Source organism: Pseudonocardia aurantiaca (genome assembly GCF_039526725.1).
In the GTDB taxonomy this organism is placed as follows: domain Bacteria; phylum Actinomycetota; class Actinomycetes; order Mycobacteriales; family Pseudonocardiaceae; genus Pseudonocardia; species Pseudonocardia aurantiaca.
The window spans coordinates 180876-202422 of sequence record NZ_BAAAJG010000003.1 but is presented as its reverse complement, the minus strand read 5'-3'; the positions used below and the strand labels follow the sequence as shown (position 1 = coordinate 202422).

The window sequence follows — 21547 nt, the reverse complement described above, 5'->3', positions numbered from 1 at the left end:
CAAACGCAGGTCGGGGCCGCTCAGACGCGGACGGCCTGGATGTCGATGTCGATCCGCAGCGTCCGGCCCACGGTGAGCAGGCCGGCGAGCACCGACTGGTTCCAGTCCATCGCGAAGTCGTCCCGCGACACCTCGGCCGTCGCCGCGAACGCGACCCGCACCCCGCCGAACGGGTCGGGCGCGGTGCCGCGGTACTCCACCTGCAGCGCCACCGGCGCACTCCGGTCCTTGAGCGTGAGCACGCCGTCCACCACCCAGTGCTTGGCGTCGACACGGCGCAGCCCGTCGCTCTTGTAGCGGATCTCCGGGTACCGCAGCACGTCCAGGAAGTCGGCGCTGCGCAGGTGCTCGTCCCTCGTGCCGTCGTCGGTATCGACGGTCGTGGGGTCGATGGTCACCTCCACCGAGCTGTTCTCCAGCGGGTCGGCCACCTGCACCTGCCCGCTGAAGCGCCGCATCCTGCCGTGGACGCGGCTCATCCCGATGTGCAGCGCGGCGGCCCGGATGCTGGAGTGCGCCGGGTCGATCACCCACACCCCGGGCGCCGGGAGCACATCACCGCCCTCGCGGGCAAGCTCCAGCACGCCGAGCGGGGTGGCCGCCGCGGCCCCCACCGTCACGCTGCGGGCCGCGGGCACGTGCCCCGGCGCCGCCACGATCACGGTGTAGGGCCCGGCGGCCAGCCTGTCCAGCACGAACCGGCCATCCGCCCCGCTCGCTCCGCGGCCGCGCTGCACGCCGGTCGCGTCCACGGCGGTCAGGGTGCCTCCGGTGACCGGCCAGCCGTCCGGTGTGACGAGCTGGCCCGTCACCGCGCTCATTGCTCGGCCTCGCTGGGCTCGGCCAGCGCTTCGCGCAGGCGCTGTGTCCATGGTTCGCGCGCAAGCTCACTCACCGCAGGCCTCCCGCCTCGGCCGGCAGTGCCTCGACGGGCGGTGCCGCGGGCACGGGCGACCTGCCCAGCTCCACGGTCGTGGCCGTCTGTGCGCCCGCCGCCACATGCACGACCTGCGCCACGGGGGCGTAGCCGCTCGCGGTGAGCGTGTAGGTGCCCTCGGCGAGGTCCTCGAACACGAACGTCCCGTCGGGGCCGCTGGTGGTCGAGCCGACCACGGTGCCGGTCTGGTCCACGAGTGTGGCCATGGCCTCGGCCACCGCGAGCCCGCTGCTCGCGGCGGTGACGGTGCCGACCAGCCGCGAGCGGTGCGGCAGCTCCAGGTCGCGCTCGACGGTCGTGCCGAGCTCGAGCCGGACGCTCACGGCCACCGGCTGGTGCCCGGGGCTCGCGGCGGTCAGGGTGTAGCTCCCGTCCGGCACGCCGGTCAGGTGGTACCGCCCGCCCGCGTCGGTCACGCTCGTCGCGGCGACGTCGCCACGCACGTCGATCAGGGCGACCGCGGCCCCCGGGACGGCGTACGCGGTGCCCGACCGGTCCGGAGCGGCGACCCTGCCGACCACACCGCTCGTGCCGGCGAGTGCGATGTCGTGCCGGGTCGGCCCGTCCGCGACGGCGACGAGCGCCGCGTGCGGCTGGTAGGGCGCCGCGGCCGCGACCACGAGGTAGGTGCCGCCGGTGCGCAGGAGCACCCGGTAGTCGCCGTCGGGACCGGTGCTGGTGCGGGCCTCCTGGCGCCCCGTGGGGTCGGCGACGGTGACGACGACCTGGGCCATCCCAGTCCCGTCACCGCGGGTGACGGTGCCGAGCACCGCTGGCCCGTTGACGGGTCCGCGGGCCTCCGGCTGCCCGGTCGCGGCGAACGCGGCGGGTGGGAGTGCCTGGGCGCTGTGCCCGTTGCCGTTGCCGTTGCCATTGCCGTTGCCGACCGGGTGCGGCTCGGGCTCGTACTGCGCGAGCGCGTGCCGTCCGATCGGCTGGCCGGTCGCGGCGGCGGGAGCAGTTGCGACCGCCGGCATCGGGGTGGTGAGGGCGGCCTCGGCAGCCACCGCTGCACCTGCCGGGCCCATCTCCGCGAGTCCGGCGTCCTCCATCGCCCTCGCCTGCGCGCCGGACATGGTCCGGAGCGGGAGCTCGCGGATGAACAGAACGACGATGAACGCGACCGCCAGCACGAAAGCGACGACCAGGAACGTCAGCGTCATCGAGTCGGTGAACCCGGCGAGGAACGGCCGGGCCAGCCGCGGGTCGATCGTCTGGAGGAAGGACGAGTCGTTGAGGATGCTGGACGCCAGGCCGTCGCCGCCGCCGCCCGCGAACGCGGCGAGCACTGGCTGGTCGGCCGGGTTCGCCCGCACCGCCGGGTCGGCGAGAGCCGCCTGGAAGGCGGGCGTGCCGGCGGCGGCGCGGAACTGCCCGGAGATGTTGTCGGTGACCGTGCTGAACACGATCGACAGGAAGATCGCGGTGCCGAGTGTGCCGCCGAGCTGGCGGAAGAACGTCGACGATCCGGTCGCCACCCCCATGTCGCGCGGCGGCACGGCGTTCTGCACGGCCAGCACCAGCGTCTGCATGGTGGAGCCGAGGCCGAGGCCGAACATCGCCATGTAGAGGTCGAGCTCCCACAGCGGGATGTCGACGGTCAGCCGGAAATGCAGGAGCAGCACGGCGCCGACCATCATCAGCGTGCCGACCACCGGGAAGATCTTGTATCGCCCGGTGCGCGAGGTGACCTGCCCGGAGATGATCGAGGCGACCATGATCCCTCCGACCAGCGGCAGCATGAGGAAACCCGCCTCGGTGGGGGTGGCACCGTGCACGATCTGCAGGAACTGGGGGAGCAGTGCGATGCCGCCGAACATCCCGGCGCCGATCACGATGCCGGCGACGCTCGACAGGCTGAAGACGCCGGTGCGGAACAGCCGCAGCGGCAGCAGCGCGTCGTCCTTGTAAGCGCGCTCGGCCAGCACGAACAGCAGGAGGCCGACAGCACCGATGACGTAGCAGACGATCGCGCGCGTGGAGTCCCAACCCCATTCGCGGCCTTGCTCGGCCACGATCAGCAGCGGCACGAGCGTCATCACGAGTGCGAGCGCACCCGGCCAGTCGATGCGGTGCGGCCGCGGGACGTGCGGGACGTTGAGCACGCGCGCCACGACGATCAGCGCCGCGATACCGATCGGGACGTTCACGAGGAAGATCCAGCGCCACCCGGAGATGCCCGCGATGCTGGCCTGACCGGACAGGACGCCGCCGATCACGGGGCCGAGCACGCTGGAGGTGCCGAACACCGCGAGGATGTAGCCCTGGTACTTCGCCCGCTCCCGCGGCGGCACGATGTCTCCGAGGATCGTCAGGGTCAGGGAGAAGAGGCCACCGGCGCCGAGGCCCTGCACCGCGCGGAACGCCGCCAGCTCGTACATCGACGTGGCGAACGTGCACATCACCGAGCCGATGACGAAGATCGAGATGGCGGCCATGAACAGCGGCTTGCGGCCGTAGATGTCCGACAGCTTGCCGTAGAGCGGGGTGGTGATCGTCCCGGTGATCAGGAACGCCGTGGTAGCCCAGGCCTGCAGGCTCAACCCGCCGAGGTCGTCGGCGATGGTGCGGATCGCAGTGGAGACGACGGTCTGGTCCAGGGCGGCGAGGAACATCCCGAGCATCAGCCCGACCAGGATCGTCACCACCTGGCGGTGGCTCAGCTCGCGTGACGGCGCCGCCGGCGGTGACGCTGTCGTGGTCGGTGGCGGAGCAGTGGCGACTTCGGTGGACATCAGGTCTCTCCTCCTGACCGGCTGGTCACCTGCCGGTCCAGTTCTTGCACGTCGTCGGCGAACCGGCCGATCAGCTCGGCCAGTCGTTGCCGGGATTCGTCGGGCCAGCGCGACAGCACCTCGGTGAGCAACTCGGCCCGCTTGCGGCGCCCCTCCTCGCAGCACCGCAGGCCCGCCTCGGTGACGGCGAGCATCTGCGCGCGGCCGTCGTCCGGGTCGGCGCGGCGCTCGACGAGGCCGGCAGCGACGAGCACGGCGACCTGCCGGCTCACGGTGGACGGGTCGGTACCGACGGCGTATGCGATGGCTCCGACGCGCTGCGGGCCCGTCTCGGCGAGGTGCGCGAGTACGTGCGCCGCGGCAAGGTCGGCTTGGTGGCGCTTCAAGTGGGTCAGGGCCCGGACCAGCCGTCCGATCTCCTGCCCGATGCGGTCGGCGGCGAGGAGCAGGCTGCGGTCGTCGTTGTCCATCTCGCCCTCCTCGCCCAGTCTCGGGTGTTTACTCACGCTTTGCATGTAACACGCAATCACTTGCGTGGCTCAAGCATGCGCCAGGCTGGAGAACATCGGCAAGCTGAATAGGCCTCCGCGGCGCGTGATCCCGCACACCGCGGGGCCAGCGCGCCAGGACGGGGCCCTGGACCACACCGGCTGTGACGAGGTAGGCACGAGCCATGCCCGACGCCGACGTCTTCGATCCCCGCACGTTCGCGCGCGGAGTGCCGCACGACGTCCTCCGCCACCTCCGCGACACCCAGCCGGTGAGCTGGCAGGCGGAGCCGGAGGTGGGCAGCTGGCCCGCCGGTCCGGGCTTCTGGGCCGTGACGCGCTACGACGACGTCCGGCAGGTGCTGCGCACGCCCGGCGACTTCTCCTCGTCGCTCGGAGCCACGCAGATCCGCGACCCCGACCCGGCTGACCTGCCCTTCATCCGTCGGATGATCCTCAACATGGACCCGCCGGAACAGGTCCGGCTGCGCAGGATCGTCACGGCGGCGTTCACCCGGCGGCGGCTCGAACGCTTCGCTGGGGTGATCCGCGAGCGGGCGGCCGCTCTGCTCGGCGCGGTCGTCGACACGGGGTCTTGCGACCTGCCGCGCGAGGTCACCGACGACCTTCCGCTGCAGAACCTCGCCGACCTGCTCGGGGTGCCGGCGGAGGACCGCACGCTCCTGCTGGAGTGGACCAACCGCGTCATCGGCTACCAGGACCCCGAGCACGGTCACGTCGTCATCGGCGCGGACGGGCGACCGGTCAACCCGCGCTCCCCGGCGATGCTCGCCGACATGTTCGGCTACGCGGAGCAGCTCGCCGAGCGCAAGCGCGCCGAGCCTGCCGACGACCTGATGACCGCGCTCGTCAGCGCCGAGGTGGACGGTGATGGGCTCACCGACGCCGAGCTGAAGATGTTCTTCTTCCTGCTGGTGATCGCGGGCAACGACACGGTGCGCAGCGCGCTGCCCGGCGGGGTGCTGGCGCTCGTCGAGAACCCGGACGCCTACGCGCGGCTGTGCGCGGATCCGGCCCTGCTGCCGTCCGCGATCGAGGAGATGCTGCGGGTGCACCCGCCAGTGTTGACCTTCCGGCGCACCGCCACCCGGGACGTGGAGCTGGCAGGCACCCGGATCGCCGAGGGCGACAAGGTCGTCGTCTACCACGTCTCGGCCAACCACGACGAACGCCGCTTCCCCGACCCCTTCCGGTTCGACCCGGAGCGCGATCCGAACGACCACATGGCGTTCGGGCAAGGGCCGCACCTGTGCCTCGGCGCGGCCTTCGCCAGGCTCCAGATGCGGGCGTTCTTCACCGAGTTCCTGAAGCTGCCGCAGGTCGAGCTAGCGGGGGAGCCGCGCAGGCTCGTGTCCAACTTCATCAACGGCATCACGCGCCTGCCGCTGCGCTGGTAGCGACTGCGCGGCCGCCGATGCCCGTCGATACCCTCCGCCGGGTGATGACAGGGCCGGGGACCGGCGTTCGCGTACTGGTCGTGATGGTGCTGGCGGTCGTGGGACTGGCCGGCTGCGCCAAACCCGGCCAGCTCGGGCATCCGCTGCCTGCCGCACTGCCCGGGCCGGAGCCTGCATCGACCCCCGTGGCGCCCGCAGGAGCGCCGCTCGGCCTGTCCGAGCAGGTCCAGGCGTCGCCTGCCGCAGGCCTGCTGAGCAGCGGGCTCGTCGACGAGCGGGTGTCGATGCGCAGCGCCGGCCCCGCCGAGTTCTCCGTCGAGATCATGGTGCTGGGGCCGGGCGAGAGCACGCCGTGGCACCGCCACCCCGGCACCGAGCTGTCGCTCGTGCGCTCCGGCGAGGTGACGGTCCAGCGCGGCGACAAGTGCGAGCCGCTGCGCTACTCGCTGGGCCACGGGGTGTTCGTCGGCGACGCCGAACCGCACGTCGTGCGGAACGATGGACCTGTGCCCGCCGAGCTCGTCGTCACGCAGCTGCTCGCGCCCGGCGCCCCGGAGGACGAGGTCGTCGAACCCGCCTGCTGACCGCCCTCCCAGGCTGGATTTTGTGGGAAAGTGGACGAGTACTTCAAGGTCTTCGCAGCGCATGACAACGGGGAACGATGGCGACTAAGACGGTGGCCGGTGTCGACGGACGCATGTGGTCGGTGCGCCGCAACATCGAGTGGTCCGTCCCGGCCACCGGCGACGACTTCGAGCACGACGTCGACGGCGGTCGCGGTGCGGCAGTGCTGATCCTCTCGGCGCTGTTCGTGTTCTGGCTGATCATCGTCGTCTGGGCGCCCGCCGAGGTCCACATACCGTGGTACCTCTGGGTCGTCGGCGCGATAATCGTGTTGTTCTTCCCGGTGCGGTGGTATCTGCGCAGGCCGTGGACGATCGTCGCGGAGACGGCCGGGAGCTACGACCTGCCCGCCGAGCGGTGGACAGGGTTGGTGCGCGGGGGCGCGAAGGCCAAGGAGGAGGTACGCATCCTCGTGCGCAGGATCCGCACCCAGGGCACACCGGGGCACGCTGACAGCCCCTTGCAACCGGTGAACTGAGAGCGCCTCGTGCCGGAGCTCCCTGAGGTCGAAGCGCTGGCCCACCACCTGCGCGAGCACGCCCTGTACCGGCCCGTCGCGCGGGTGGACGTGGCCAGCATGAGCGCGGTCAAGACCTTCGATCCGCCGGTGTCGGCGCTGGCCGGGCGGGTCGTCACGGGCGCCGCACGCTACGGAAAGTTCCTCTCCGTGGAGTTCGCCGACCGGCCCGACGAGCCTCTGCACCTGATCACACACCTGTCCAGGGCCGGCTGGCTGCGCTGGCACGACTCCGCCGCCGCCACCCCGCCCAAGCCGGGCCGGGGCCCGCTGGAGCTGCGGGTTCACCTCGACACCGTCGGCGGACCGGGGTTCGACCTCACCGAAGCGGGCACGCAGAAGCGGCTCTCGGTGTATCTCGTGCCCGACCCGCAGCAGGTGCCGGGCATCGCCCGGCTCGGGCCGGACGCGCTCGCGCTCACCCGCGACGAGTTCGGCGCCCTGCTCGCCGGGCGCACCGAGCGGATCAAGACGTTGATCGTCGATCAGCAGACCATCGCTGGTGTCGGCAACGCCTACAGCGACGAGATCCTGCACACCGCGAAGATCTCGCCCTACGCCGTGGCGGGCCGGCTGCGGCCGGAGCAGGTCGACGAGCTGTACGCGGCCACCCGCTCCGTGCTGACCGACGCCGTGGAGCGATCGGTGGGCCAGGGCGCGGCGCAGCTCAAGGGTGAGAAGCGGTCGGGTCTGCGCGTCCACGCCCGCACCGGAATGCCGTGCCCCGTATGCGGCGACACCGTGCGGGAGGTTTCATTCGCCAGCAAGTCCTTCCAGTACTGTCCCGGCTGCCAGACCGGCGGCAAGCCGCTCGCCGACCGGCGGTTGTCCCGACTGGTGAGGTAGCCGGCGTGTACAAGTTGGTGGGGGGCTGAAGTTGGGGGAGCTGCTCCGTTCCTCGACGGCCCTGCTGATCCTCGGCGGCGTCATCGTCGTCATGATCGTGCTGGTCGTCGTCCTCGTGCGCCGGAACAAGCGCAACACCTTCGCCACGCCGCTCGAGCGGGCCACGTTCGCGACGCTGCACACCGTGGCGCTCGCCGCGCCGTCGCTGCGCGAGGGCCTCTCCCGCACATCGGTGGCGTTCGCCCTGCCGTACCTGCGCCAGCTGCTCGACACGTGCGCGCTGGCCATGACCGACAACCGGGGCGTCCCGCTCGGCTGGGACGGCAACTCCGACCAGCACGAGCCCGACGTCCGGGCGCTCGCCCAGACGGTGATCTCCACCGGCCGCCAGCAGCTGATGTCTCACACGTCGCTGTCGTGCGACCACCCCAACTGCGAGGTGCGTGGCATCGTCGTGGTGCCGCTCGAGACCGACGGTTCGATCGTCGGCACGCTCGCGGCCCTCACCACGGCCACCACCGGACCGGTACTGCTGCGCGCATCCGCCGAGGTGGCGCGGTACGTATCGAGCCAGCTGGAGCTCGCCGAGCTCGACGAGTCGCGCGCCCGCCTCAACCGTGCCGAGGTCAGGGCGCTGCGGGCGCAGATCTCTCCGCACTTCGTCTACAACGCGCTGACGACGATCGCGTCGTTCATCCGCACCGACCCTGTGCGGGCCCGTGAGCTGCTCATCGAGTTCGCCGACTTCACGCGGTACTCGTTCCGCACCGCAGGCGAGTACACGACCCTGCAGGACGAGCTCAACAACATCGAACGCTACGTACGGCTGGAGAAAGCGCGCTTCGGCAACCGGCTCAACATCAAGCTGCAGATCGCGCCGGAGGTGCTCTCGGTCGTGCTGCCGTTCCTCGCGCTGCAGCCTCTGGTCGAGAACGCCGTGCGGCACGGGCTGGCCAGCAAGCCCAACGGCGGCACGATCACGATCACCGCGGAGAACGCCGGCGCGGAGTGCGTGATCATCGTGGAGGACGACGGGATCGGCATGGACCCGGCCCGGCTCACCGAGGACCTGGACGACGCCCACCAGTCCGGCGCCCACGTCGGCCTCGGCAACGTCGACGACCGCATGCGTTCCACGTTCGGCGACGACTTCGGCTTGGTGGTGGACACCGCCCCAGGGGCAGGCATGAAGATCACCCTGCGGGTGCCCAAGTTCCGCGCAGGCATCCGCGTCTGAGGAGATCGACTCCGGGGATGCGTTGCTGATCTTGTTCCCCGTGCGGCCCGACCCTTGTAACGTGGCGGCATGGACGCGCTCCGCATCCCCGACCGGCTCGTGTCACGCCTACCCGGCAGGCTCGGCGAGCGCAGCGACCGGGCCGTCGTTTCCATGGTGCGGTTACACGGCGTCATCACCCCCACCAGTGGTCCCGTCCCGCGCTCGGTGATCAACGCCGCCGCGCTGGAGAAGACTCTCGAGCGCGCGTTCGCGCCGGAGGGGCTGTCGGCCGTCGCGCTGCTGATCAACTCGCCGGGCGGTTCCCCGACGCAGTCCGCGCTGGTCGCCGACCGCATCCGCGGGCTCGCCGACGAGAAGGGCGTGCCGGTCCTCGCGTTCTGCGAGGACGTCGCTGCGTCGGGCGGGTACTGGTTGGCCTGCGCGGCCGACGAGATCTTCGCCCACTCCACCTCGATCGTCGGTTCGATCGGGGTGATCAGCCAGGGGTTCGGGCTGGACGGGCTCATCGAGCGGTTCGGCGTGCAGCGCAGGCTCTACACAGCCGGGATGTCCAAGTCGCGGCTCGACCCGTTCCTCCCGGAGAAGCCGGAGGACGTCGACTGGTTGCGCGACCTGCAGGACCAGCTGCACGAGATGTTCAAGCAGTGGGTCGTCTCACGCCGCGGCGACCGGCTGCGCACCGGCGCGGAGCTCTTCGACGGCGAGGTCTGGACCGGTGCGCGCGCCGTCGAGCTCGGGCTCGTCGACGGTCTCGGCACCGCGCGTGGTGTGCTCACCGAACGCTTCCCGGAGGCCGAGCTTGTGCTGGTGGAGAGCCGCAAGCCGCTCCTCGCGCGGCTCGGGCTCGCAGGCGCTCCCGCCGCAGCAGGGCTGATCAGCACGGACGCTCTGCTCGGTGTGGTAGAGGCGGCTGAGATACGCGCCGTTTGGGCACGGTACGGTTTGTAGCGCGGTGTGACTGGTCGAACCCGAATGGTGCTGGCCACTGGCACTCACACGGATTCGCCGTCACCATGGTCGACGGTGCAGGGCTGGATGCTTCCCGGCCCCGCGAGCCCCGGACATGCAGGATGAGGAGATCGTGGATAGCAACGACAGCTCCGGCGGCCTGGTCGTTCTCGCGGTGGACGACGAGGAGCCCGCTCTCGAGGAACTGGCCTACCTCCTGAGCGAGGACTCCCGCGTCGGGATGGTGCTCAAGGCGTCGGACGCAACCGACGCGCTTCGCATCCTGAACAGCCGCCAGGGCGTACGCGAGGCCGCGTCCGCCGGGCCGAGCCGCGGGCTCGCCAACCCCATGACCGGCACCCGCGTGGCCGAGCGCACTGATGTCGAGGTCGTGTTCCTCGACATCCGCATGCCTGGGCTCGACGGCCTCGAGCTCGCGCGGGTCTTCTCGTCGATGGCCGTGCCGCCGGCGGTGGTGTTCGTGACCGCCCATGACGACCGCGCGGTCGACGCCTACGAGGTCGGCGCCGTCGACTACCTGCTCAAGCCGCTGCGCGCCGAGCGGCTCGCCGCGTCGATCGACCGCATCCTCGCCAACCGCGCCGCCACCGCGGCCGAGCCGGTGCAGGAGCAGGGCAGCGAGGACGAGGTCATCCCCGTCGAGCTGGCGGGCACCACCAAGCTCGTGCCGCGCTCGGCCGTCCGCTACGTAGAGGCCCAGGGCGACTACGCGCGCCTGCACACCCACGAGGGCAGCCACCTGGTCCGCATCCCCCTCTCGGTGCTGGAGGACCGTTGGCGCGACGCGGGATTCGTGCGCATCCACCGCTCGTTCCTGGTGTCGCTGCCGCTGGTCACCGAGCTGCGGCTGTCCGGGTCCGGCTACGTCGTGCGCGTGGGTACCGGCCCCGACTGCGCCGAGCTGCCCGTCAGCCGCCGCCACACCCGTGAGCTCAAGGATCGGCTGGTCCGGGCGACGAAGCAGGCGTGGAGTCAGAGGTGACCACCTCCACCGACGGCGCCCCGCCGTCGGTGGCCTCCGAGCACGACAGCTCGGGTCCGCCAGCGGAACGCCTCAGGCGCGCCCAGCGGGAGGACGCCGACGACGCGCTGGACACCAACTCGTCCTGGTTGCGCGAGGAGATCCAGCGCCGCATCGCCGAGGGGCGTACGCGCAGCGGGGGCCGGCACGCCCGCCGCGACACCGTCACGTCACCCGGCTCGGTCGGCTACGTGCCACGCCACTCCGTAGCCACCCCGGGCCCCGGCGCACCGCGTCCGGGCCCCGTCGGAGGTTCACCGTCGCCGCACGCCAGCGGGCTGCTCCGGCGTGAGCGCACCGGCGCCGCGCCTGAGGCGTGGTCGGGCCCGTCGGGGCCCCCGGAGGAGAACGGCGGTGCCGACGCCGTCGCCCAGCCCGTCGCCCAGCCCACCGCCCAGCCAACCGCCCAGCCAACCGCGCAGCCCACCCTCAAGCCAACCGCGCAGCCGACCGTCGCCAGCCCGTTCCCGCGCCGCATCCCCGGCACGAACGGCGCGCCACCGGTCGTCGCCCCTCCCGATCGGGCCGAGGCCACCGCGCCGGCAGCCCCTGCCCCGGTGCCGGTTGTCCCGGTGCCGGTTGTCCCGGTGCCGGTTGTACAGCCTCGGCCATCGCCCACCGCGCAGCCTGCTGGTGCGCAGCCCTCGCCGTCCCCGCGGCCCCGACCGGCCGCCGCACCACCTCATCCGGCCGCGCACACCCCCACGGCGCCCAGCCCGATCGTCCCGAGCGCGCCGGCCGCGCAGAGGACGGCCGGAGACCCGAGCGCCGCGGCTCTCGCTGACCAGGCCCCGGCCGCAGCCGTGGTCGCGCAGCCGGTCGCGCCCGAGCCCGCCGTCGCGGAGCCGGACCCGCCGGCCGAGGACGCCGACGCGGCTGCCGGCGCGGGCACGTTGGGCCGGCGCACGTCGGACCCGGTGGCGCCCGAGACGGTCCCCGTCCCTGCGTGGCCCCGCCCCCGTCCGGTTCCCGGGCGGGCCACGTCCGGCCCGGCATGGCTGGGCTCGCCCCCTGCCTCGACGCCCGCGCCTGCACCGGCGTCGCCCCCGGCGCGCGACGAGGCTGACGAGGCAGACGAGGCGGACGAGGCCGAGGAGCACCCTCCGCCCGCCACCGTCGGACCTGCGGTGGCCATCCAGTCCAACCAGGCCACCCAGCCCAGCAGCGCGGTGGTCCCGGCGTTGCCGACGCTCAGCGACCCGGTGTTCACCGCCCGCACTCCGGAACCAGGGTCACACGAGCGCGAGCAGGTCCGGCCCGGCGGCGTGCAGGTGCCGGAGCAGCGTGGATCCGGCTACTTGAGGGGCGGTCCGCCCAGCCGACCGGACGAGCAGGACGACCTGGAGAACAAGCGCGTGCGGGTCGTGCTTGCAGAGCGCAAGGGCGTGGCCCGGCCGGTCCGCACGGTCGTCGACATCCAGGAGGGAACGGGTGTCGGCGAGTTCCTCCGCAACGACCTCATCAAGACCCAGCTGGGAATCGCGCTCTGGTTCGCGGTGGGCGCGGGGCTCACGCTGGGGCTGCTCCCACTGCTGTTCGCGATGGTCCCCGAGATCGGCCGCATCGAGGTGCTCGGCCTGCGCCTGCCGTGGCTGCTGCTCGGCCTGCTCGTCTACCCGTTCCTGTTCGGTCTGGGCCTCTGGCACTCCCGCCTCGCGGAACGCGTCGAACAGAGCTTCGCCGATCACGTGCAGGACTGAGCTTCGTCAGTGACCACCCCGGCGCTCATCGCGCTCGTCGCGATCGCGCTCGTCGGATTGGCCTCGGCCGCGATCGGGTCCTACGGCGTGCGCGTCGCCCGCAGCACCTCGGACTTCCTCGTGGCGTCCCGCACCGTCGGGCCCGTCTCCAACGCCAGCGCGATCTCCGGTGAGTACCTCTCGGCTGCGTCCTTCCTGGGGATCGCGGGCCTGATCCTGCGGGAGGGGGCCGACGCGCTCTGGTACCCGATCGCGTTCGTGGCGGGCTACCTGGCGCTCGTGCTCTTCGTAGCGGCCCCGCTGCGGCGCTCCGGGGCCTACACGGTGCCGGACTTCGCGGAGGTGCGCCTCGACTCCACGGTGCTGCGCCGGATATGCACGGTGTTCGTGCTGGTGATCGGGTGGCTGTACCTGCTCCCGCAGCTACAGGGCGCCGGGCTCGCCCTCACGACGCTCACCACGCTGCCGGCCTGGAGCGGCATCGCCGCCGTGGGCGTGATCGTGCTCCTCACGGTGATCGGCGGCGGGATGCGTTCCATCACCTTCGTGCAGGCGTTCCAGTACTGGCTGAAGCTCACCGCCGTCGCCGTGCTCGTGACGGTCGTGCTGGGGCTCTTTCTGTCCGACGCCCGGTCGTTCGACCGGGAGGCGCCCCCGCAGTTCCCCGAGGCCACGGTCGTCCAGATCCGCACGGACGTCGTCCTCGAGGTCTCGGAGCAGGTACGCGTGGTGGTGGACGGCGAGGTCGACGACCGCCCGGTGCACGGCGAGGTGGCGTGGCGGCCGGGCCGGTACGAGGTGACGTCCGGATCCACCCTGTCCTTCGCGGCGGGTTCGCCGGTGCCGACCGTCGCAGGCACTCCGGCCACCGACCGCGAGTGGTTGGAGCCGATGAGCGGGGAAGCGTCGAACCAGCTGCTGGAGATCTACTCGATCCTCGTCGCCGGGTTCCTCGGCACCATGGGCCTCCCGCACGTGCTGGTGCGCTTCTACACCAACGCGGACGGACGGGCCGCGCGGCGCACCACCGTGGTGGTGCTCGCGATGATCGGCTCCTTCTACATGCTCGTGACGCTGGTCGGGATGCTCTCCCGGCTCTACACCCCGCAGCTGCTCGTGAGTGGCAACACCGACGCCGCGGTGCTGCTGGTGCCCACGGGTGCGCTGGGCCAGGGCTGGGCGGGCTGGCTGCTCGGCGGGCTGGCTGCGGCCGGAGCTGCCGCCGCGTTCCTCTCGACGTCCTCGGGGCTCGTGGTGAGCCTCGCGGGTGTGCTCTTCACCGACGTGTTCAAGGGGCGGTTCCACGACTTCCGGCTGGCCGCGGTCATCGCCACCCTGCCGCCGCTCGCGCTCGCGCTCGCCGTCACGAGACTGGACTTCGCGCTGACGGTCCCGCTCGTGTTCGCGGTGGCAGCGTCCACCTTCTGCCCGCTGCTCGTGCTCGGCATCTGGTGGCGCGGGCTGACGGCGAAGGGGGCGATCGCGGGTGTGCTGGTGGGCGGTGGCTTGTCGGGTGTCGCCGTCGGGCTCTCGCTGTTCGGCGCGGTGCCGCCGGGATGGCTGGGGATGCTGCTCTACCGGCCGTCGGTCGTGACGGTGCCTGCCGCGTTCCTCACGATGGTCGTGGTGAGCCGGCTCACCCGCTCTGAGATCCCCGCGGACGTCGACAAGGCGCTCCTGCTGCTGCATGCGCCCGAGCGCCTCGGTCTGTCCAGTGATCGTCGCGGCCGACCCACCTGAGATGACAAGATCACTGGTGTGGTAATAAGACGGGCTCCCCTGCGATAGTGACCAGGTGACGACGGCGAGCCTCATCGCGCTTGTGGCCATGGGTCTCGTGGCGCTGGCGTCAGCCGTCATCGGCGCGCTCGGCGTGCGCTTCGCCCGCAGCACGTCAGACTTCTTCGTGGCATCCCGCACCGTCGGCCCCAGCGCCAACGCAGGGGCGATCTCCGGGGAGTACCTGTCGGCGGCGTCCTTCCTCGGCATCGCCGGGCTGATCCTTCGTGACGGCGTTGACGCGCTCTGGTACCCGGTCGGCTTCACCGCGGGCTACCTCGCGCTCGTGCTGTTCGTTTCGGCCCCGCTCCGCCGCTCGGGCGCATACACGGTGCCGGACTTCGCCGAGGCGCGGCTGCGCTCCCCGGCACTGCGCAAGGTGTGCACGGTCTTCGTCGTCATCATCGGGTGGCTGTACCTGCTGCCGCAGCTCCAGGGCGCCGGGCTCACGGTCACCACGGTCACCGGCCTGCCCTCGTGGATAGGTGTGGTGGGGGCCGCGGTCGTCGTCGTCCTCACCGTGATGCTGGGCGGGATGCGCTCGATCACGTTCGTGCAGGCCTTCCAATACTGGCTGAAGCTCACGGCCCTGGCCCTGCCCGCGGTGATCGCGCTGATCTTCTTCCTCAGCGACGAGCGGACGTTCGACCGGGAGGCTCCGCCGCAGTTCCCCGAGCAGACCGCCGTGGACGTCCGGGCCGACGTGCTGCTCGACGTGCGGATTCCCGTCACGCTGACGGCAACAGGCGACGTCGACGGCGTGCGGTTGGACGGGAAGTCGCTGCGCTGGCCTGCCGGCACACACACCGTCCGCGCGGGCAGCGAGCTGGTGTTCCCCGGCGGTTCGGCGGTGCCTGTCGTGGCGGGCTCCCCGCCGTCGGACGCCAGCTGGCTCATGCCGTACCCCACCGGCCGTGAGCACGGGCTCCTCGCCACCTACTCGCTGATCATCGCCCTGTTCCTGGGCACCATGGGGCTCCCGCACGTGCTGGTGCGCTTCTACACCAACCCGGACGGCCGCGCCGCCCGCCGTACGGCGGTGATCGTGCTGGCGATGCTCGGCGGGTTCTACGTGGTGGTCACGCTGCTCGGCGCACTCTCCCGGCTCTACACGCCACAACTGCTCGTGAACGGCGACACCGACGCTGCCGTGCTTCTGCTGCCTGGCGCCATCCTGGGCAGCGGATGGGCCGGGGCGCTGCTGGGCGGCCTGGTGGCCGCGGGTGCGTGGGCGGCCTTCCTGTCCACGTCGTCCGGCCTTGTGGTGAGCATCGCGGGTGTGCTGTCCACCGACCTGATGCGCAGCAGCCGCGTCCGGGACTTCCGGGTCGCCACGGTGATCTCCGGACTCGTGCCGCTCGGGCTCTCCATCGCCGTCACGCGGCTGGACTTCTCCGAGGCCGTCGCGCTCGTGTTCGCGGTTGCGGCATCCACGTTCTGCCCGTTGCTCATGCTGGGCATCTGGTGGCGTGGGCTCACCGCCCCCGGCGCGCTGGTCGGGGTGCTCGTCGGCGGCGTGGCGTCGGCGGGGGCCGTGGCGGTGAGCCTCGCCGGTCTCGGCGGCTCCGGCTGGATGGGTGTCCTGCTCTACCGCCCGGCGATCGTCACCGTGCCCGCTGCATTCGTGGCGATGATCGTGGTCAGCAGGCTCACGGCGAGCAAGCGCCCGGCCGACGCGGCCCAGGTGCTGCTGCGGCTGCACGCCCCCGAGCGCCTCGGGCTGAGCCGAGACCGGCTCGACGAGCGGGTGCAGCGGCCGGCCCGCTGAGCGCTTGTGGACGCGCGTACCAGGCCGCTAACGATCGGGTGACGGCGGGATCACGCTGCGCTCGACAGGAATCCGATGGACCGTTCGTGGGCCGTCTATCGACCACTCGTCGCGGCAAGTCGACCACTGATCCGGGCCTTGTCGCCTACGTTGCGCAACGCTCGCGTTCACTCCTCCGGAGTATTACGGCGCCAGGCCAGAGCTGAACTATCGTTCGCGGCGTTGTGCCCCGGGAGGCGCGGCGACGATCCGATGCGCGTACGGAGAGAACGGGAGATGACGCCGTGAGTTCCACGGGCGAGCGATCTACAGCGACCGTCTACGAGCAAGTGCAGGCGAGCCCGGAATTCAACGAGCTGCGATCGCGCCTGCGGCGCTTCATCTTCCCGATGAGCGCCGCCTTCCTCGTCTGGTACCTGGCCTACGTGCTCCTGGCCTCCTACGCCCCCGGCTTCATGGCGATCAAGGTCTTCGGCAACATCAACGTCGGTCTCATCATCGGCCTGCTGCAGTTCGTCACCACCTTCGTGATCACCACGGTGTATGTGCGGTTCGCGAACAAGCACATCGACCCTGCCGCGGAGAAGCTGCGGGAGCGGATCGAGGGGGCAGAATGATTCCGGTCGTCGTCGCGCAGGCCCCTACCCCACCTGCCGCCACGGCGGTCGGCAGCGTCGGGCTGAACATCGCGATCTTCCTGGTGTTCGTCGCCGTCACGCTCTTCTTCGTCTACCGGGCCAGCCGCACCAACAAGACCGCGTCCGACTACTACGCGGCAGGCCGGGCGTTCACTGGTCCGCAGAACGGCGTGGCGATCGCGGGTGACTACCTGTCCGCGGCGTCGTTCCTCGGCATCGCGGGCGCCATCGCGCTCAACGGCTACGACGGCTTCCTCTACTCCATCGGCTTCCTGGTGGCGTGGCTCGTCGCGCTGCTCCTCGTCGCGGAGTTCCTGCGGAACACCGGCAAGTTCACGATGGGCGACGTCCTCGCGTTCCGCATGCGGCAGCGGCCGGTCCGCGCCGCCGCGGCCACGTCCACGCTGGTCGTCTCGTTCTTCTACCTGCTCGCCCAGATGGCGGGCGCAGGCGGCCTGATCGCGCTGCTGCTGCAGATCCCCACCAGCAACCAGCTCGGCCAGGGCGTCGTGATCGCGGTGGTCGGCATCTTGATGATCGTCTACGTCCTCGTGGGCGGGATGAAGGGCACCACGTACGTCCAGATCATCAAGGCGGTGCTGCTGATCATCGGCGCCGCGGTGATGACGGCGTGGGTGCTCGGGGCCTTCGGCTTCGACCTCTCGGCGCTGCTCGGGAGCGCAGCGGAGAACAGCCCGCGCGGCGAAGCCGTGCTCGCCCCCGGCCTGCAGTACACGAATCCGATCGACTTCGTGTCGCTGGGCCTGGCGCTGGTGCTCGGCACGGCGGGGCTGCCGCACATCCTGATGCGCTTCTACACGGTGCCCTCGGCCAAGGAGGCCCGTCGCTCCGTGGTGTGGGCGATCTGGCTGATCGGGCTGTTCTATCTGTTCACGCTGGTGCTCGGGTATGGCGCGGCGGCCCTGCTGCCGGAGGGCACGATCACCTCGGCCACGCAGAACAGCGCAGCGCCGCTGCTGGCCTACCAGCTCGGCGGGGAGCTTCTGCTCGGCATCATCTCCGCGGTGGCGTTCGCGACGATCCTCGCGGTCGTCGCGGGCCTGACGATCACGGCGTCGGCGTCCTTCGCGCACGACGTCTACGCCAATGTGATCAAGCACGGTCAGGCCACGCCGGACTCCGAGGTGCGGGTGGCCAGGACCACCGCGCTCGTCATCGGCGTGGTGGCGATCGCGGGCGGGATCATCGCCAACGGGCAGAACATCGCGTTCCTCGTGGCGCTCGCGTTCGCCGTGGCGGCGTCGGCGAACCTGCCGACGATCCTGTACTCGCTGTTCTGGAAGAAGTTCAACACCACGGGCGCGCTGTTCAGCATCTACGGCGGGCTGGGGATCTGCATCGCGCTGATCATCTTCTCGCCTGCGGTGTCCGGGAAGCCGATCTCCCCGGCCACCGGTCGCAGCGCCTCGATGATCCAGGGCGTGGACTTCCACTGGTTCCCGCTGGACAACCCGGGCCTCGTGTCGATCCCGGCGTCGTTCCTCCTGGGCATCATCGGCACCTACATCGGCGGGCGGCGCCCCGCCGAGGAGGGCAAGTTCGCCGAGATGGAGGTCCGGGCGATCACGGGCGCAGGTTCCGAGAAGGCGACCGCACACTAGGGCGTGTCCGGCGGATCTTCGTCCGCGATAGCCGCGCCCAGGCGGCCCCTGTCGACACCGCCGGATCGCCCGGATACGCCCGGTATGAGGGCGATCCGGCGGCGCCGCCAGGAACCACCTGCATCACGGCTCTCATCGAACAAGATCCACCGGACACGCCCTAGAAGCGACGGTTCCCCGAAACGGGGCGGGTCCTCCATGGACCCGCCCCGGTCGGCGTCTCAGGAGATCGTCATGATCCGGACGCCGAACAGGGCCCCGGCCCAGTTCGCGCCCGGCGGCTCGTCGCCCCACCACCGGTAGCCGTCCCGGTCGACGAACCCGTCGGTGTGCGCGGTGCCCAGGCCATGGAAAAGGCTCGCGGCGAGGCCGTCGGAATCGACCGGCGGCCCACCGGACTCAGGGTCGACGTCCAGCCGGAACCGCCCGGCGAGCTTCTTGCGGCCGAGCCGGTAGCGGACGTAGAGCACCAGCTCGGCGTCGAGCCACGTCTCGTCGATCGACGGGGGCGGCAGGTCGAGGGACCGGCGGTGGACACCGCGCAGGACGGCAGCAGCCCAATCCGCGGTGACCCCGCCCCGGTACTCCACGAGGACTCACCGTAACGGAGGAGATCTACCCTGCCCGGTGGGTGCACCGCGAGGAGGCGTTCCTTGTCGGCCCCTTCAGCCGCTTGAAACTCCGCTCGGCGGATCCTCTCGACCGCGTGACGCGCTGCTCACCGGCTCGTCACGCCACCCCGTGGCAGGATTCAGGTATGACTGGTCCAGCCGTACCGGCGGTCTCGGTGGCGGATCTCCCCGCCGACGCCGCGCTTCTCGACGTCCGCGAGTCCGACGAGTGGGCCGCGGGTCACGCTCCCAACGCGCAGCACCTGCCGATGTCCGAGCTCACCGGCCGGATCGCCGAGCTTCCCGACGCCGAGCCGCTCTACGTCGTGTGCCGCTCCGGCGGGCGCTCCGCGCGGGTGGTGGCCTTCCTTGCGGGCCAGGGCTACCCGGCCGTCAACGTCGAGGGCGGCATGCAGTTGTGGGCCGCGCAGGGCCGCGACGTCGTCGCCGAGGGCGGCAGCGCGCCGCAGATCATTTAGCGTGCACCCGCCGGTCTCCGAGACGTTGGCGGCCCAGGCCGGGCCGCCGTGCCCGCGCTGTGCCCGCCGCGCTCCCGTGGGCGGCGGGCCGTTCTGCCCGTACTGCGGGCGTTACCTAGCCGCGCTGCGATGGGTGGCCGAGCCGCCGCCCGGCACACCGGGGAGCGAGCCGGCCACGGCCCGGCTCCACGTCAGGTACACGGGGCCGCCGCGCTACCGCGTACTGCCACGTTGGGGATTCCCGCTGGGTGCGTGGAAAGACCCCGCCCGCTCCGAGGCGCCGGCGCCGCCAGGGCCGCTGCAGACGGCCCGGTCGCTGATCGGCACGCTGGTGCCGCTGCTGTGGGCCACATCGGCCGTGGCGCTGCTAGCGGCGGGTGCCGAGGTGTGGCGTTACGTGCTGCTGCTGGCCAGCCGCGACGGCGCGTTGTCGGCCGGGGCCGTGGCCGCGTCGGATGCGCTGGTCGCGTCGGCGGGCACGGTGGCGCCGGTCCTCACCGCGGTGTCCGGCGCGCTGCTCGTCCTCTGGACGGTGCGGGCCGCCCAGGCTGCGGCGGACCGGGCGGATGTTCGCCCCGCCCGGTCGAGGCGCGCGATCGTGGCCGGCTGGCTCGTGCCGGGGCTGAACCTGTCCGTCCCCGGGTCGGTGTTCGCCGAGATCGAGCACAGCGCGCTCGGACTGCCGCCCGGCCTGCGGCCGCGCCCGTCCCGCCTGCTGTTGGCGTGGTGGGTGCTGTGGGCGGGCGGGGTGGTGCTGTCGGTCGTGGTGCTGTTGTGGTCCCTGCGCACCGGAGTGCAGGCCCGCGCCGACGGGGTGGTGCTGCACGCCGTGCTCGACCTGCTCGCCGCGGTCACCGCAGCGGTCACCGCGCGGGTGGTCCTGCTGCTCACCCGGCTGCTGGCGCCGTCGGCCCCCCGCAGGCGCGAGGTGCTGGTGCGGGTCGGTCCGTCAACCACAGCTCCCGCAGCCCCCGCATGACGAAGTCGGGGCGGCGCGGTGGCTCGGCCGCCAGCTGCATCCCGGGCAGCTTGCGGCGCAGCGCGTCCACGGTGGCGGCCACCTCGAGGCGGGCGAGCGGGGCGCCCAGGCAGTAGTGCACACCCGCGCCGAAGCCGAGGTGCGGGTTCGGCGACCTGCCGACGTCCAGCTCGTCGGGGCAGTCGAACACCTGGGAGTCTCGGGCCGCGGCGCCGAGCAAGGCCGCGATCTTCGAGCCTGCCGGTACCGTCTGGCCGGCCACCACCGTGTCCACCACGGCCGTTCGTTCGAAGAGCTGCAGCGGCGGGTCGTACCGGATCAGCTCCTCGACGGCCGTCGCGTCGAGCCCGGGGTCGGCCCGCAGCCGCTCCCATTGGTCGGGATGGCGTAAGAGCGCGAGAACGCCGTTGCCGATCACGTTGACGGTGGCCTCGTGCCCGGCCATGAACAGCAGCGCGGCGGTGCCCACCAGCTCGTCCCGGCCGAGGTCGGCGGCCAGGAGGTCGGTCACGAGATCGCTGCCCGGGTGTCGCTCCCGGTGTGCCGCGAGCCCGCGCAGTGCCTCGACGAACTCGGCCGCCGCCTGCTCGGCCGCCGCGCGCCGCACCCGGCCGGGATCGGGCTCGTACATCGTCACGATCGTGTTGGACCAGCCGCGCAGCGCCGAGCGCTCCGACTCCGGCATCCCGAGCAGCTCCGCGATCACCTCGACAGGCAGCCACGCGGCCACGCCGGCGATCAGGTCGGCGCCGCCGTCCGCGTGGACCTGATCGACCAGGTCGTCGACGAGCCGGTCGGCCAGCTGGCGCACCCATGGCTCGAGGCGCGCGGTGTGGCCGCGGTTGAACGCGCCTGCCACGAGCGCCCGCAGCCGGGCGTGCGTCGGACCCTCCCGTTCGAGCAGGGAGTTGCGGTGCAGCAGGTTGAACGCCGGGAAGTCGGCCGCCGGCTCGGCGTCGGCCCAGATCCGGCCGAGGTCGCGACCGCGCAGCACCTCGGAGCAGGCGGCGTGCGAGACGGCGACGGGCATGTCGAGGAGGTCGTGGGAGTGCACCGCGCCGAGGGCCCGCAACGCGGCGAAGGTGGGGTAGGGGTCGGCCAGGAACTCCGGGTCGCGCGGGTCGAACGGGGTCAGGGCGCCTCCCAACATCGAGTAGTGCCTGCTCCATAGTCTCC

19 protein-coding genes are annotated in these 21547 nt (G+C 71.8%); 14 read left to right on the top strand and 5 right to left on the bottom strand.

Features of this window, described 5'->3' with window-relative positions:
- Positions 1–20 precede the first annotated feature (20 nt).
- The 3 genes from ABD143_RS05470 to ABD143_RS05460 all read right to left on the bottom strand — a co-directional run bounded on the left by ABD143_RS05470 (position 21) and on the right by ABD143_RS05460 (position 4142).
- On the bottom strand, positions 21–821 hold the full coding sequence (locus ABD143_RS05470; protein ID WP_343972095.1) for a YceI family protein: 801 nt from the start codon (positions 819–821) through the stop codon (positions 21–23).
- A gap of 70 nt (positions 822–891) precedes the next feature.
- Complete coding sequence (locus tag ABD143_RS05465) at positions 892–3672, bottom strand: MFS transporter (RefSeq protein WP_343972093.1); 2781 nt, start codon at positions 3670–3672, stop codon at positions 892–894.
- Positions 3672–4142, bottom strand: coding sequence for a MarR family winged helix-turn-helix transcriptional regulator (locus ABD143_RS05460; protein WP_343972090.1), 471 nt, complete (start codon positions 4140–4142; stop codon positions 3672–3674). Before ABD143_RS05460 ends, ABD143_RS05465 begins: the two co-directional genes overlap by 1 nt.
- 203 nt (positions 4143–4345) lie before the next feature.
- Here ABD143_RS05460 and ABD143_RS05455 point away from each other — a divergent pair, with 203 nt between their 5' ends.
- The 12 genes from ABD143_RS05455 to ABD143_RS05400 all read left to right on the top strand — a co-directional run bounded on the left by ABD143_RS05455 (position 4346) and on the right by ABD143_RS05400 (position 18302).
- Positions 4346–5578 carry a cytochrome P450 gene (locus ABD143_RS05455; protein WP_343972087.1) on the top strand — a complete coding sequence of 411 codons (1233 nt, stop codon included), beginning with the start codon at positions 4346–4348 and terminating at the stop codon, positions 5576–5578.
- 44 nt (positions 5579–5622) lie between these two features.
- The gene (locus ABD143_RS05450) at positions 5623–6162 is read left to right on the top strand and encodes a cupin domain-containing protein (RefSeq protein WP_343972084.1); all 540 of its coding nucleotides are present in this window, start codon (positions 5623–5625) and stop codon (positions 6160–6162) included.
- Between the two features lie 77 nt (positions 6163–6239).
- On the top strand, positions 6240–6680 hold the full coding sequence (locus ABD143_RS05445; RefSeq protein WP_343972080.1) for a hypothetical protein: 441 nt from the start codon (positions 6240–6242) through the stop codon (positions 6678–6680).
- A gap of 9 nt (positions 6681–6689) precedes the next feature.
- Positions 6690–7565, top strand: coding sequence for an Fpg/Nei family DNA glycosylase (locus ABD143_RS05440; RefSeq protein WP_343972078.1), 876 nt, complete (start codon positions 6690–6692; stop codon positions 7563–7565).
- A gap of 31 nt (positions 7566–7596) precedes the next feature.
- Complete coding sequence (locus ABD143_RS05435; RefSeq protein ID WP_343972075.1) at positions 7597–8802, top strand: sensor histidine kinase; 1206 nt, start codon at positions 7597–7599, stop codon at positions 8800–8802.
- Positions 8803–8871: 69 nt separating this feature from the next.
- The gene (locus tag ABD143_RS05430; protein ID WP_343972072.1) at positions 8872–9753 is read left to right on the top strand and encodes a S49 family peptidase; all 882 of its coding nucleotides are present in this window, start codon (positions 8872–8874) and stop codon (positions 9751–9753) included.
- 133 nt (positions 9754–9886) lie between these two features.
- Positions 9887–10756 carry a LytR/AlgR family response regulator transcription factor gene (locus tag ABD143_RS05425; protein ID WP_343972069.1) on the top strand — a complete coding sequence of 290 codons (870 nt, stop codon included), beginning with the start codon at positions 9887–9889 and terminating at the stop codon, positions 10754–10756.
- Complete coding sequence (locus tag ABD143_RS05420; protein ID WP_343972066.1) at positions 10753–12495, top strand: PT domain-containing protein; 1743 nt, start codon at positions 10753–10755, stop codon at positions 12493–12495. Before ABD143_RS05425 ends, ABD143_RS05420 begins: the two co-directional genes overlap by 4 nt.
- A 9-nt stretch (positions 12496–12504) precedes the next feature.
- On the top strand, positions 12505–14235 hold the full coding sequence (locus ABD143_RS05415; RefSeq protein WP_343972063.1) for a sodium/solute symporter: 1731 nt from the start codon (positions 12505–12507) through the stop codon (positions 14233–14235).
- Positions 14236–14290: 55 nt separating this feature from the next.
- A complete protein-coding gene (locus ABD143_RS05410; RefSeq protein ID WP_343972059.1) occupies positions 14291–16042 on the top strand; it encodes a sodium/solute symporter in 1752 nt (583 codons plus the stop codon).
- Between the two features lie 284 nt (positions 16043–16326).
- Positions 16327–16659, top strand: coding sequence for a DUF485 domain-containing protein (locus tag ABD143_RS05405; RefSeq protein WP_343972056.1), 333 nt, complete (start codon positions 16327–16329; stop codon positions 16657–16659).
- Positions 16656–18302, top strand: a complete 1647-nt coding sequence (locus tag ABD143_RS05400; protein WP_343972053.1) for a solute symporter family protein — start codon at positions 16656–16658, stop codon at positions 18300–18302. Before ABD143_RS05405 ends, ABD143_RS05400 begins: the two co-directional genes overlap by 4 nt.
- A gap of 221 nt (positions 18303–18523) precedes the next feature.
- Here ABD143_RS05400 and ABD143_RS05395 read toward each other — a convergent pair whose 3' ends face one another.
- Positions 18524–18892, bottom strand: coding sequence for a hypothetical protein (locus ABD143_RS05395; protein ID WP_343972050.1), 369 nt, complete (start codon positions 18890–18892; stop codon positions 18524–18526).
- Between the two features lie 167 nt (positions 18893–19059).
- On the opposite strand from ABD143_RS05395, the gene ABD143_RS05390 reads away from it, so the two are divergent.
- Together ABD143_RS05390 and ABD143_RS05385 are read left to right on the top strand one after the other, a co-directional pair.
- Positions 19060–19392, top strand: a complete 333-nt coding sequence (locus ABD143_RS05390; RefSeq protein WP_343972047.1) for a rhodanese-like domain-containing protein — start codon at positions 19060–19062, stop codon at positions 19390–19392.
- Position 19393: 1 nt separating this feature from the next.
- Positions 19394–20371 carry a DUF4328 domain-containing protein gene (locus ABD143_RS05385; RefSeq protein WP_343972044.1) on the top strand — a complete coding sequence of 326 codons (978 nt, stop codon included), beginning with the start codon at positions 19394–19396 and terminating at the stop codon, positions 20369–20371.
- Here ABD143_RS05385 and ABD143_RS05380 read toward each other — a convergent pair.
- Positions 20280–21521 carry a cytochrome P450 gene (locus ABD143_RS05380; protein WP_343972041.1) on the bottom strand — a complete coding sequence of 414 codons (1242 nt, stop codon included), beginning with the start codon at positions 21519–21521 and terminating at the stop codon, positions 20280–20282. The two genes, ABD143_RS05385 and ABD143_RS05380, sit on opposite strands and share 92 nt — an antisense overlap.
- Positions 21522–21547: the final 26 nt, after the last annotated feature.